The following is a 13,248-nucleotide window of genomic DNA, read 5'->3' as shown; positions in this document are numbered from 1 at the left end:
CATGTGCGGCATAACCGGTTTCTATTCCCCGGCGGGGGAATCGCCCGCGGTGCCCTTTTTGGACGCCATGAACAGCGCGCTCCGACACCGCGGTCCCGACGACGGCGGCGCCTGGGTGTCGCCCGACCGGCGGGTGGGCCTGGCCATGCGACGGCTGTCGATCATCGATGTCGGCGGCGGACGCCAGCCGGTGTTCAACGAGGACGGGTCGGTGGCCATCGTGTTCAACGGGGAAATTTACAATTTTCAGGATCTTCGACGGGAGTTGGAGGCCAAAGGGCACCGTTTCGCGACGCGGTCCGACACCGAAACCATCGTCCATCTGTACGAGGAGGAAGGCGTCGATTGCGTCCGCCGATTGAGGGGCATGTTCGCCTTCGCCTTGTGGGACGCGCGGAAAAGCCGTCTCTTTCTCGCGCGGGACCGGTTCGGTAAAAAACCTCTTTTCTACACGGCGAAAGACGGCGGTCTGGTCTGGGCCTCGGAGCTGCAGGCCCTGAAAGCGGACCCCTCGTTCGACCGGACCTTGGACCCCGTCGCGTTGGATCTGTATTTGAGCCTTCAATACATTCCAAGCCCCCGCACCATTTATCAAAACGTCCACAAATTGCCGCCGGGGCACATCCTGGTGGCGGAGGGGAGCGGGCCGCCGCGGGTGGAGCGCTATTGGGATTTGCCGATTGATAAAGTCCCGCTGTCCCTATCGCTCTCCGACGCAAAGACCGAGTTGCGGCGTCGCCTGACGGAGGCGGTTCGGCTCCGAATGGTCAGTGAAGTGCCCCTGGGCGCCTTCCTTTCCGGTGGGGTCGATTCCTCCGTTATCGTCGGCCTCATGAGCCAAATGTCCGAAAAACCCGTGAAGACGTTTTCCATCGGGTTCGACCGGGAGGAATTCACGGAATTGCCCCACGCGCGGGAGGTGGCCCGCCGGTTCGGAACGGACCACACGGAATTTGTCGTGACGCCCGCGGCGGCGTCCGTATTGCCGATGTTGGCGAAGCATTACGGGGAGCCTTACGCGGACGCCTCGGCCCTGCCCACGTATTACGTGGCCCGGGAAACGCGACGCCACGTGACGGTGGCGCTCAACGGCGACGGCGGGGACGAGAATTTTGCCGGGTACCTGCGCCACCGCGCCGCCCTGGCGGCCTGGCGCGCCCGCTTCGTGCCCGGCGCGGTGTGGCGGGCGGGCGCGGGGCTGATCGCCGGTTCCGCGGATCGACGCGGGGTGAAAGGCCTTTTGTGGCGGGCCCGGCGATTTATGGAGGCCGCCGTTGAACCGGACCCCGTCGCTCGCCACCTCGGGTTCGTGTGTTTCTTCCCCGAGTCGCTCAAGAAGGACCTGTACACCCCGGCGTTCGCCGCGCGACTGAGGGACAACGCGGCCTTGGATTATCTGCGGGGCCCCTTCGACCGGGCGGCGTCCCTGGATTTCGTGAACCGCACGCTCTACACGGATTTTTCGACCTATTTGCCGGAATGCCTCATGACCAAGGTCGACATCGCCAGCATGGCGGTGTCCCTTGAGGCGCGGTCCCCTTTGTTGGATCACGAGTTCGTGGAGTTCGTGTTCCGCTTGCCCGGGGCCTGGAAGCTCAAAGGATGGACGGGCGGCAAATGGATTTTCAAAGAGGCGTTCAAGGATTTGTTGCCCCCCTCCATCGCCCGCCGGGGAAAAATGGGGTTCGGCGTTCCGTTGGGCCCTTGGTTCCGGAGCGAACTCCGGACCCTGTTCGCGGAGACCGTCCTGTCCTCCGAAGCGATGGGCCGGGGGTATTTTCGACCCGAAGCGGTCCGGGCGCTGTGGGAAGAGCACCAATCCGGCCGCCGCGACCACGGCTACAAACTGTGGGCGTTGCTGATGCTGGAGATGTGGCACCGGCACGCATAACCCTTTCCGTGAATGTCTTGATCGCTCCCAACGCTTTTAAAGGCACCCTTTCCTCCGCGCGGGCGGCGCGTCTCTTGACGGAGGAAGTGCGCCGGATTTGCCCGACGTGTCATTGCCGAATTCTCCCTCTCGCGGACGGCGGCGACGGCACCTTGGACGCGTTGGCCGGGCGCCCGGGCTTTGTTCGACGGTGGAATCCCGTGAAAGGGCCGCGAGGGGAACGGATCCGCGCCCCCTGGTTGTGGGACGCCGCCGGCCGCCGGGCGGTGGTGGAAATGGCCGCGGCCTCGGGTCTGGCTCTTGTCCCGCCGATGGGCCGCGATCCCGAACATACCACCGGTTTTGGCACGGGGGAGCTGATCGACGCGGCCCGCCGCGCGGGTGCCCGTGAAATCTGGGTCGGCCTGGGCGGCACCGCGACGGTCGATGGCGGCGCGGGAATGCTGCAGGCCATGGGTTTGGGGCTTTTCCGCGGCGGCGACAAACTGATTTCCCCCGCGACGGGCGGCGATCTGGAACGACTGACCCGCTTGGACGCGACGGGTTTTCAAAAACTTTGGCGCGGTGTGCGCTTTGTCCTTTTAACAGATGTCCGCCACCGGCTGACGGGGCGGCACGGGGCGGCCCCGGTGTTCGGCCCTCAAAAAGGCGCCACGAAAACCCAGGTGGCGCGATTGGCGCGGGGGCTTTCACGGTGGGCGATCCTCCTGCGCCGCGCGGGCGGCCGCGACCCGCGTTCCCTCGATGGGGGCGGCGCGGCGGGCGGCGCGGCGGCGGGTTTGTGGTCGCTGGCGCGGGCGCGCGTTGTTCCCGGTGCGCGCTGGTTGGCGCGCCGCGCGGGTCTGGGAAACTCCGTGAAATGGGCGGACCGGGTGATCTCGGGGGAAGGGCGCGTCGATCGGACGACCTTTGAGGGGAAAGCCGTGGGCGAATTGCTGAGGATGGTGCGTCGTGAAAACGGGCGCGCCTTGGTCGTCACCGGCGGGGTGGATCCGGCCGCGCGGCAACGCGTAAAGCGAAGCGGAGCTCGGGTTCTAACGTTGGGTCGCGTTCCCCGGACCCCGGGCGAAGCCGAACGCGTGTTGGCCCGCACCGTTCGAGCGGCGTTTCGCGAGGAGGAGGACCTGTTCCTATGAAAACCGTTTTGGTCACCCGGCGGGTTCCGGAGCCGGGGCTGGCGCTGTTGCGGTCGCGGGGGTTTCGGGTGGTCGTCCCGGAGAAGGACCGGCCCCTGCCGCGGGCGGATTTGCTGCGGTGGGTGAAGAACGCCGACGGTCTCTTGACCCAACTTGTGGACCGGGTCGATGCCGGAGTCTTTGCGGCGGCGCCGCGCCTGCGCGTCGTGGCCAACTACGCGGTGGGGCACGACAACATTGACAAAGAGGCCGCCCGAGAGCGGGGGGTGGTGGTGACCAACACGCCGGACGTTTTGACCGAGGCCACCGCCGAGATGGCTTGGGCGCTGCTCTTGGGGGCGGCGCGCCGCATCGTCGAGGGCGACCGCGGGGTCCGGGCGGGCGATTTCAAAGGCTGGGCGCCGGGATTGCACCTCGGTCAGGGAGTGAGTGGAAAGATTTTGGGTGTGGTGGGCGCGGGCCGCATCGGCGCGGCCGTGGCGCGCATGTCAACGGGGTTCCGCATGCGGGTGTTGTATTGGGGACGGTCCCGAAACCGGGTATTGGAAAAAGCGGTGGGGGCGCGGCGGGTGCCCCTGGACCGCCTGTTGCGGGAGAGCGATTTCGTGACACTCCACGTGCCCGGGTCGGCCGCCACACGACACATGATCGGACGGCGGGAACTCGCCCTCATGAAACCCACGGCGGTGTTGGTGAACACGGCCCGGGGAACGATCGTCGATGAAAAGGCGTTGGTCACGGTGTTGCGGAAAAAGAGAGTCTTCGCGGCGGGTTTGGATGTTTACGAAAAAGAACCGCTCCTGGCGCCGGGGTTGGCCCGGTTGCCGAACGCGGTGCTGGCGCCCCACGCCGGATCGGCCACTTTGGAAACACGGACCCGCATGGCCACCCTGGCGGCGGGAAACATCGCCGCCGTCCTGGCGGGGCACAAACCGCTCACGCCTGTTTAACTTTATTCCGTGATGATTTGTTCGGGTTCGGGGTCTTCGGCCTCGTGGTCCACGGGGCAGAATTCCGAGGGCGCTTGGCCGCTCCGAAACGCTTCGAGGACGACGTGGGGGCAGGTCGGCAAGGCGAGGTAGCCCGTGTCGCGATCCACCTTGGAGAAATCGATGCCCGCGGGCACGGTGAAATCGCGCGTCGGCACGTATTTCATCGATTCCCGCATGAAGTCCACCCAGAAGGGAACGGTGGTCCCGGCGCTCGTGATTTTTTTCCCGAGGGGAATGAAGTCGTCGTAGCCGATCCAAACCCCCGCCGCCAGGTCGGGCAAAAAGCCGATGAACCAGATGTCCCGCATGTCCTGGGTGGTCCCTGTTTTTCCCGCCACCGGACGGCCCAGAACCCGGGCGGCCCCGCCGGTCCCCTCCTGCACCACGGCCTGCATGAGGCGGGTGATGAGGTAGGCGCTCTGGGGCGAGACCGCGGGGGTCCCTTCCGGCAGGTTCTGTTCCAAAACCTTTCCGTAACGGTCTACCACGCGGACCAAGCTGTGGGGCTTCATGTGAACCCCGTTGTTGGCGAAGGTCCCCATGGCGCTCACCATTTCCTGGGGCGTCACGACCGAGGATCCCAGCGCCAGGGCGAGCACCGCGTCCAGACGGCTCTCGATGCCCGCCTTGTGGGCCACGTCCACCACCGCCTTGGGCCCCACGCGGTCGATGATTCGCACGGAAACGAGGTTTCGCGACAGCGCCAGGCCCCGGCGCAGGGTGATGGGGCCGAGAAACTTGCCGTCCCAGTTTTGGGGGGCCCAGATGGGGTCCGGCTCGTCGGGATCGAGCGGCACGGTGTAGTAGGACGTGACCATGTCTTTGAGAGTGGCGTAGTCGGTGGCCTCGGCGACCAGTCGGGGGTGGGTGGCCACGTCGGTGTAAGCGATGGGGTAATCGTCCAGCACGGTGGCCGCGGTCATGTCGCCCTCGAGACCCGCCAACCACACGAACGGTTTGAAGGTTGATCCAGGCTGGCGCTTGGCCTGGGTGGCGCGGTTGAACTGGCTGGCCTGGAAGTCCCGCCCACCCACGAGCGCGCGCAGGGCGCCCGAATGGGGGTCGATCGCCACGAGCGCTCCCTGCGCCGGAGCGGGTTCGGGGAAGTCCTCGGGTTCTTCGTTGTTTTCCGGGTCTTCTTTCCACTTTTTCCATCGCGCCAGGAAATCCGCGGGGATTTTCTCTTCCTTGACAAGGTATTCCAACCGTTCCTCGGCGTAGGTTTCATCGAACGCCGCCAGGTGTTTTTGAACCGCCGCGTCGGCGGCCCGCTGCATGCGCACGTCCAGGGTGGTGTACACCGACAGCCCGCCTTTGTACAGGGCCTCCGCGCCGTATTTCGCCTCCAGCTGGATGCGGAGGTTTTCGACGAAATACGACGCGTTCACTTTTTCAACGGGGTTCTTGTTAAATTTGTGAAAGGCCGCCGCCGCGTGCATCTGTTCGGCTTCGGTGATGTAGCCCTCTTCGCGCATGCGGCGCAGCACCAGGTTGCGACGGCGGATGGCGCGGTCCGGCCGGCGGAAGGGAGAGTAACGTTCGGGGCCCTTGGGCAGACCCGCGAGCAGGGCACATTCGGGCAAGGTCAACTCTTGGGCGGTTTTCCCGAAAAAGGTTTTGGCCGCCGACTCGAGGCCGTAGGCCCCGCTGCCGAAGTAAATCTGGTTTAAATACAGCTGAAAAATCTCTTCTTTGCTCAAGGTCGCTTCCATTTGGAGCGTTAAAAGGAATTCCCGGAACTTGCGGGAGGCGGTCCGCTCGTGGGTCAAGAACACGTTGCGCGCCAGCTGTTGGGTAATGGTGGAGGCGCCCTGCACCACCCGCCCGGCTTTGAGCGCGGCCCAAAGGGCGCGAACGATGCCGCGGGGATCGATTCCGATGTGGTGGTAAAAACGATTGTCCTCAATGGCCAGCACCGCGTGCTGCATGTCGACCGGGATTTGTGGAAAAGGCAGGACGCTGCGCTTTTCCACGAACAATTCGGTGACCAGCTCGCCGCGGTTGTCGTAAATCTTCGTGACGAGGGAGGGGGTGTAGTTGCTGAGGTTTTGCACCGACGGCAGGTCTTTGAAGAAAAAACGGAGAACGCCCCCCGCCGCGAGGACCAGGGCGATGTAGAGACAGACCATAAAGCCGGAGAGACCGCGGACGGGGAATTTCATGGAAGACCCATGGTACGTTTTTGGGGCGGCGGGGGCAAGGGTTTGTCGACGGAAAAAGGCCATCTGATGGGTTGCGCCCCAGGCCGTTGTCTGGTAAAATGCCCCCGTTGCGCGCCGGAACAGGGCGCGCGGGTCCCTCTTTTTCCCCGGTAGCTCAATGGTGGAGCATTCGACTGTTAATCGAAGGGTTGCTGGTTCGAGTCCAGCCCGGGGAGGATTTTCTGAACAGCCGTCGGCTTCGGCCGCTGGCTGTTTTTATTTTCCGGTGAGCGCGTCAGCACGGGCGTAGTGACGCCCGGCGTCCTCGGAGCGGCCGGCCCAGGTTAAGAGGTCGCCCATCTCCCGCCAGTGGGGAGCGTGGGTGGGCGCCAGACCAAGGATCGGTGCGTAGATTCTTGCGGCCGCTTCGGCGCCCTCGAGGCCCAGGGTCAATTTCGCCAGGGCCCGTCGGTTGATAATGTCCCGGGGGGAATGGCGCAGGGACTTCGCCAGCCGTTCCGCCGCCTCGGCCCGACGGTCCAACCGCACGAGGCAGTCCGCCTGGTCGTAGAACAGGTGCGGTTCCCAGGGCCAGGCCCGGCTTGCCCGCTCGAACCAAACAAGGGCGCGCGCGGGTTCGCCGGCGGCGAGGACGGTCTTTCCCCGGCCATGAAAACCCCAATTGGCCAGGGACAAAAGGAAACCACCCGTCCCGGCGACGGCCAAAACCCACCAAACATTCTTGACTCTTCGATCAATGGGCCGGGGGGGTGTTTCCCGTCCGAGGGCAAGCACGAAAGCCGTCGTCAACAGGGGGAACAGCGCGCGCATCGGAAAGTCCACGGCCGCCGCCGATATTAGGGTGGCGAGCAAACCGAACGTAACCGCCTTCTCGGATTTCTTCTCCGCGTTCAATCCGCGGGGGGGGAACGCATCGCGGCCCCGCCGAAAAACCGCGATCCCCAGAAGTCCCAGGGCGAGGAGCCCGCCGGGAAGCCCCAGTTCAAAAACCATCTCCAAAAATTCGTTGTGGACGTGGGGCGCCACCCGCGTGCCCGGCAGGCCCTGGAATTCCCGCGTGAAAGTTTCAAAGGTTCCCAGCCCGCCGCCCCAGGGGTGGGCGGCGATCATACGCAGGGTGTCTTTCCAGATGGTCAACCGCTCCCACCGCGCGGAGTCCGCGGGGTTGTTCGAGACCCAGGAGGGCCCGAACGCAAAGAGGGCCAACAGCGCGGCCGCGAAGAGGGGGACTCCCCACAGGGCCCCTTTTTTTTGACGGTCGACGATGAACCAAACCAAAACGCCCATGAGCAGGGCGAACAGGGGGCCCATCGTGTTCCCTTGGAAAAGGACGGCGCCGGTCAGAACGGGCAGAACCCAGGCCGCCCGGCGTTCCGGCACGGAGCCCCGGGCCCCCGCCAAGCCGGCCACCGCGCCGAGCGCGGCCGTCAATCCCGCAAAAGTGACGTTGGGGGATCCCCACATCGGCAGGGGCACTCCTTTCGCCGTCAACGCGCCGTGGACCAGCAGTTCCGTCGTGCGCACCGCGCCCAAGAGCGATAGGTACAAGAAAAGGAGTTTCGGCTCCAACGCCCCGGTTTGTCGCGCGGCCAGAAAAACAAATACAGCCACGCCGATGTGAAGAAGGGACTGGAGAGTTCCCCCGACGTTTTGGCTCCATGAGAGCCCCGCCAGGGCCCAGGCCGCCAGGACGATTCCACACAAGGGGACGGCGGGAAGGTCCCAGCGGGTTCGCGGCGTTAAGACCAAAAGAGACCAAATCAACACGACCAAGGCCAGCGCGTGGCCCAGGGGCTGCGGCCAAAGACCGGGCAGGTAGGCGGCGCCCAGGAGGACGACGGGCGGGGCCCCGTGGAGGACGGCGGTGGTGATTTTCTGACGAGACACGGGGAGAGGCTATCGGATCGGCGCGCTCAAGTCAACCACGGGCGGGGGCGCTCCGCTATAATGGCGGGATGAAGAACGGTTCGTCCCCTCAAGTCCTGGTGATCGGCGGTGGAGCCGCCGGGTTCATGGCCGCCATCACCGCGGCGGCGGGCGCCGCGGTGACGCTCTGGGAGCGAGGCCCCGGGGTCCTCGCCAAGGTGCGGATTTCCGGCGGAGGCCGGTGCAACGTCACGAACGCGTTGGAGGACCCCCGCCGTTTCGTCGAGAATTACCCGCGAGGTGCCAAGGAACTTTTGGGCGCCTTTCACCGTTTCGGCGCAAAAGACACGCGCGTGTGGTTTGAGTCGAGGGGCGTGGCCCTGAAAACCGAGACCGACGGCCGGGTGTTCCCTCTCTCCGACGATTCGACCACCGTCGTGGGCGCGCTGGTCGCGGCGGCTCGACGGGCGGGTGTGCGGGTGGAGACGGGCGTCTCCCCCATTGGCTTAAAGCGTGAAGGTGGGGCTTTCGTCGCCGACGGCCGCGGTGTTTTTCGGGCGGACCGCCTGCTGTTGGCCACGGGCTCGGGGGCCGAAGGGCACGCCTGGGCGCGGGCCTTCGGGCACACGATCGTCCCGCCGGTGCCGTCCCTCTTCACGTTAACGGTAAAAGACCCCCGTTTGGCGGGTCTGTCCGGTGTGGCGGTGCCGGGCGCGCGATTGGCGCTGGAGGGGTCGGCGTTGACGAGCGCGGGGCCGGTGCTCGTCACCCACTGGGGGCTGAGCGGCCCGGCGGTGTTGCGCCTCTCGGCCTGGGGCGCGCGGTGGCTGCACGAAAAAAAATACAACGCCGTCCTTCGGGTGAACTGGACGGGGGAAAACGTGATAGACGTTCTAGGGCGCTTGACCGAAACGCGCAAGGCGTTCCCCCGCCGCCGGGTCGCCGGGGACCCGATGGATCTCCTGCCCCAGCGATTGTGGGAACGGTTGGTGGCGGCGGCGGGCGTGCCGCCCACGGCCCGCTGGGCTGACGTCGGCAACGACCTCCTGCGGCGGTTGGCGGCGGAGATCCTCGATGGCCGTTACGCCGTTTCCGGCAAGGGCGTGTTCAAAGAGGAATTCGTCACCGCCGGGGGCGTGGCCCTGCCTGAGGTGGACTTTAAAACCATGGAGAGTCGGAAGACACCGGGGCTGTTCTTCGCCGGCGAAATATTGGATATTGACGGCGTCACCGGCGGTTTCAATTTTCAAAACGCTTGGACCACGGGATGGATCGCGGGCCGGGCCATGGCGGGGAGGCGGGATTGAACCAGACACCGACGTCGTTTCGATTGACGTTCCACGGGGGCACCGACGAGGTCACCGGTTCGCGGCATCTGGTGGAGTTCGGGGACACGCGGCTCTTTTTGGATTGCGGCCTCTACCAGGGCCACCGGCACGAAGCGTTGGTCAAGAACCGCACGTTTCCCGTCGACCCGAAAACCATCAAAGCGGTGCTGTTGTCGCACGCCCACATCGACCATTCCGGCGGATTGCCCCTGTTGGTGAAGGAAGGGTTCGCCGGCCCCATTCACTGCACGGACGCTACCGCCGAATTGTTGAAGATCATGCTCATGGATTCCGCCATGATCCAGGAAGAGGACGCGAAGTTTTTCAACAAATTGCACGCCGCCGAGGGTCTGACCATCGACCCGCTCTACACCCAGGAGGACGTGGAGCACACGCTGGCGCTGCTGGAACCCCGGCCCTACGGCGCCCCGATTTCCATCGCCGACGGGGTCGACGCCTCCTTCAGCAACGCCGGGCACGTGTTGGGTTCGGCCATGGTGCACGTGGGCATCAAAACGCTCAAGCGCAAGCGCCACCTCCTGTTCACCGGCGACCTGGGCCGACGGGAATCCATTCTGATGGAGCCCCCGAAAATTCCCGCGCACGTCGATTACCTGATCACGGAATCCACCTACGGCGGACGGCGGCACGCGCCCATCGCCGAGGCCGAATCCTTTCTGGCCGACGTCATCAACCGATCGGAAAAAGACGAGGGCCCGATCCTGATCCCCAGCTTCGCCTTGGAACGCACGCAGGAACTCGTCTTCATTCTCGGGAAGTTGTTGCTAGAGAAACGCATCAAGCCCATCCACATTTATGTGGACAGTCCCATGGCCATCGACATCACGGAGATCTTCGAGAAGAACCGCGAGCACATCAGTTTGTCGGAGGAGTTCCGTCGTAACGCCGGGCGGGAGGGGGATCCGTTCGGGCTTAAGACGGTCCGCTACGTCCGCTCGGTGGAGGGATCAAAGAAACTGACGGGCACGCCCGGCCGTAAAATCATCATGGCCGGGTCGGGCATGTGCGAGGGCGGGCGCATCTTGCACCACCTGCGCCACCTGGTGGGGCAGGACAACACCACGATTCTCATCGTCGGTCACCAGGCCCACGGCACCCTGGGGCGGCGTTTGGTGGAGGGGGCCAAGCAGGTGCGGATATTTGGATTGAACCACGACGTGGCCGCCCAGGTGCGCGTCATGTCGCACCTGTCGTCCCACGCCGATCAGGACGACCTGGCGTGGTTCGTGCGGGGGCTATCGCCGCGGCCCGTGCAGACGTTCCTGGTGCACGGGGACGCGCCGCAGCGCGAGGCGTTCATGGAACGCCTGCGCGGCGAGGGGATCAACCGCCTCGTCGCCCCCCGCGGCGGGGACTCTTTCGAACTCGACTGACGGCCGGGACCGCCGGGGTGCGGTCTTCGATTTTCGTCGGCAGGCCTATCTTGTCCAAAAGGGCGATCAACGGGTCCGGGTCCAATTCCTCGACGTTCACCATGGTTTTGGGGTTCCACTTCCCCTGGGCGACGAGGATCGCGGCCGCCACGGGAGGGACCCCGGCGGTGTAGGAAATGGCCTGGGACTCCACTTCGCGGTAGCAAGCCGCGTGGTCGCAGGTGTTGTAGACGAAAATTTCCTTTTGTTTTCCGTTCTTCTCCCCTTTGATCAAGTTGCCGATGCAGGTGTACCCGATGTAGTTGGGCGCCAGGCTGGCCGGGTCGGGCAAAACCGCCTTCAACACCTTGAGCGGAACCACCTCGACGCCCTCCGCCGTCCGGACGGGCTTTTCCGACAGCATGCCGATGTTATTTAACACGTTAAAAACGTTGAGGTAATGGTCGCCGAAGCCCATCCAAAACCGGATGGAATTGGCGTCGATGTTTTTTGAGAGGGAATGGAGTTCGTCGTGGCCGTTGAGATAGACGGGGCGGGGCCCGACGACGGGAAAATCATAGATCCATTTCTCCGTGTGCACGGGTTTTTCCACCCATTTGCGGTTGATCCACGTCCACACTTTCTTGAATTCCCGGAAGTTGATTTCCGGGTCGAAGTTGGTCGCGAAATACTTGCCGTGGCTGCCGGCGTTGACGTCCAGGATGTCGATGGTGTCGATCTTGTCGAAATGATGCTTGACGGCCAGGGCGCACCAGGCGTTGACGACGCCAGGGTCGAAACCGATGCCCAGGATGGCCGTGAGCCCCTTCTTTTTGCAGCGGTCTTTGCGTTTCCACTCGTAGTTGGCGTACCAGGGCGGGTCCTCGCAGACCTTGGCGGGGTCTTCGTGGATGGCCGTGTCCATGTACACGGCGCCCGTTTTGAGGCAGGCCTCGAGAATCGACATGTTGAGATACGCCGTGCCCAGGTTGATGACGATCTCGGATTTCGTGTCTTCAATCAGGTTGGCGGTGGCCGACACGTCCATGGCGTCAATGGCCCGGGAATAGATCCGTTTCGAGGCGTCCTTGATGTTGCCTTTCCGCCGGACGCTCTCGATGATTTTGTCCGCCTTGGACGGCGTGCGGCTGGCGATCACGATGTCGCCCAAAATGTCGTTGTTTTGCGCCGCCTTGTGCGCGGCCACGTGGGCCACGGCGCCCGCCCCGATGATCATCACGTTTTTCTTCACACGTTCCTCCTTAAGACAAATGCCCTCGGAAATCTTCGTAGTCGAACCGCCGGACGACGTCCCAGCGGCCGTCCAGCCGGCGGATCACGATGGACGGCGTGCGCACGCCGTTGAACCAGTTCGTTTTGACCATGGTGTAACCGGACACGTCGGCGAAAGCGACGCGGTCCCCCACGGCCGGGGGTTTGTGAAAACGGTACGTGCCGAAAACGTCCCCGGCGAGGCAGGTTTTCCCCGCGATTTGCACCGTGTGGGCGCCCCCCGGCGGGAGGTCCATCTTAGCATCGGTTTTGTAAATCAGTAAGTCGAGCATGTGGGTCTCGACCGCGGCGTCCACGATGGCGACGCGGGCCTCGTTCTCGACGATGTCGAGGATCCGGGTCACCAAATAACCCGTGCGGGAGATCGCGGCTTCGCCCGGTTCCAAGTAAACCTGCACACCGAAGGTGTCGGCAAAGGATTTTAACCTGTCGATGAAGCCCTTCAAATCGTAGCCCGGTTGGGTGAAGGCCACGCCCCCCCCCAGGCTCACCCACTTCACTTTCTTCAAGAGGGGGCCGTAGGTCGCCGCGATGTGGTCCACAACCCGTCCAAAATCCGGGAGGGAGTCGTTCTCGCATTGGCAATGGAACATGAACCCGGACAGCCGGTCCGCCGCGGCTTCCACCGCCCGGATGTCGCGGACGCCGAGGCGCGAATACCGGCGGGCCGGGTCGGCGAGGTCGAAATGGGAGACGCTGAGCCCCGGGTTGACCCGCAGGCCGAGGGGGAGGTGTTTCACCTTGTCGTAATACCGGTCCAACTGCGACACGGAGTTGAAGATCACTTTGGTGGCGAAGCCGCGGAGGGCGTCGATGTCCTCGTCGGCATAGGCCACGCTGTAGGCGTGGGTTTCCTTGCCGAATTTTTCGTGGCCGAGGCGCGCCTCGAAGAGGGAACTGGAGGTGGTGCCGTCCATGTGTTGTTTCATGAGGTCGAAGACGGACCAAGTGGAAAAGCATTTCAGGGCCAGCACCGATCTCGCGCCCGACTCTTCGCGGACCCGTCGGATGATTTCGAGGTTTCGCCGCAAACGCCGCTCGTCAATAAGGTAATACGGGGTCGAAAGGCCCGCCGGTTCTTCCGACAAAATTTGATCGATGGGGGTTTCGGGGTTCATGACGGGGGGAATTATACAACGGATCCCCCGCCAATGGAAAAATCATGACGGCGCTCATGTTCGGCGTTTCGGCGAAAATGCCATAATCC

9 protein-coding genes, 1 tRNA gene and 2 pseudogenes are annotated in these 13,248 nt (G+C 64.2%); 6 read left to right on the top strand and 6 right to left on the bottom strand.

The window, feature by feature from the left end:
* Position 1: 1 nt before the first annotated feature.
* From asnB to IPI56_09900, 3 genes are read left to right on the top strand one after another with little or no spacing between them, the layout of a single operon-like run.
* Entirely contained in the window at positions 2-1,891 is a 1,890-nt protein-coding gene (asnB, locus tag IPI56_09910; GenBank protein MBK7546039.1) for an asparagine synthase (glutamine-hydrolyzing), read from the top strand.
* An 8-nt stretch (positions 1,892-1,899) separates the two neighbouring features.
* Positions 1,900-3,027, top strand: a complete 1,128-nt coding sequence (locus IPI56_09905; GenBank protein ID MBK7546038.1) for a glycerate kinase — start codon at positions 1,900-1,902, stop codon at positions 3,025-3,027.
* Positions 3,024-3,977: a D-glycerate dehydrogenase gene (locus IPI56_09900; protein ID MBK7546037.1), complete on the top strand. Its 954-nt coding sequence runs from the start codon at positions 3,024-3,026 to the stop codon at positions 3,975-3,977. Before IPI56_09905 ends, IPI56_09900 begins: the two co-directional genes overlap by 4 nt.
* 2 nt (positions 3,978-3,979) lie before the next feature.
* On the opposite strand, the gene IPI56_09895 is transcribed toward IPI56_09900, so the two are convergent.
* From IPI56_09895 to IPI56_09885, 3 genes and pseudogenes are all read right to left on the bottom strand, one after another.
* A complete protein-coding gene (locus tag IPI56_09895) occupies positions 3,980-4,942 on the bottom strand; it encodes a hypothetical protein (GenBank protein ID MBK7546036.1) in 963 nt (320 codons plus the stop codon).
* Between the two features lie 6 nt (positions 4,943-4,948).
* A pseudogene (locus tag IPI56_09890) lies at positions 4,949-5,174 on the bottom strand (transpeptidase-transglycosylase).
* 317 nt (positions 5,175-5,491) lie between these two features.
* Positions 5,492-6,244: pseudogene (locus IPI56_09885) on the bottom strand (transglycosylase domain-containing protein).
* Between the two features lie 80 nt (positions 6,245-6,324).
* On the opposite strand from IPI56_09885, the gene IPI56_09880 reads away from it, so the two are divergent.
* A tRNA-Asn gene (locus IPI56_09880) sits at positions 6,325-6,396 on the top strand.
* Positions 6,397-6,436: 40 nt separating this feature from the next.
* Here the strand turns inward: IPI56_09880 and IPI56_09875 are convergent.
* The gene (locus tag IPI56_09875; GenBank protein MBK7546035.1) at positions 6,437-8,068 is read right to left on the bottom strand and encodes an O-antigen ligase family protein; all 1,632 of its coding nucleotides are present in this window, start codon (positions 8,066-8,068) and stop codon (positions 6,437-6,439) included.
* 68 nt (positions 8,069-8,136) lie between these two features.
* Between IPI56_09875 and IPI56_09870 the strand changes: the two genes are divergently transcribed.
* Positions 8,137-9,354 (top strand): NAD(P)/FAD-dependent oxidoreductase, encoded by a 1,218-nt coding sequence (locus tag IPI56_09870; protein MBK7546034.1) that lies wholly within the window; start codon positions 8,137-8,139, stop codon positions 9,352-9,354.
* On the top strand, positions 9,351-10,769 hold the full coding sequence (locus IPI56_09865; protein MBK7546033.1) for an MBL fold metallo-hydrolase: 1,419 nt from the start codon (positions 9,351-9,353) through the stop codon (positions 10,767-10,769). The genes IPI56_09870 and IPI56_09865 overlap by 4 nt, the downstream gene beginning before the upstream one ends.
* Here IPI56_09865 and IPI56_09860 read toward each other — a convergent pair.
* Positions 10,720-12,000, bottom strand: a complete 1,281-nt coding sequence (locus IPI56_09860; GenBank protein ID MBK7546032.1) for a saccharopine dehydrogenase family protein — start codon at positions 11,998-12,000, stop codon at positions 10,720-10,722. The genes IPI56_09865 and IPI56_09860 overlap by 50 nt on opposite strands.
* Positions 12,001-12,010: 10 nt before the next feature.
* Positions 12,011-13,159: a carboxynorspermidine decarboxylase gene (nspC, locus tag IPI56_09855; protein ID MBK7546031.1), complete on the bottom strand. Its 1,149-nt coding sequence runs from the start codon at positions 13,157-13,159 to the stop codon at positions 12,011-12,013.
* Positions 13,160-13,248: the final 89 nt, after the last annotated feature.

Source organism: Elusimicrobiota bacterium, from assembly GCA_016706425.1.
GTDB lineage: Bacteria > Elusimicrobiota > Elusimicrobia > FEN-1173 > FEN-1173 > JADJJR01.
This window is presented reverse-complemented; position numbering and strand designations above follow the sequence as displayed.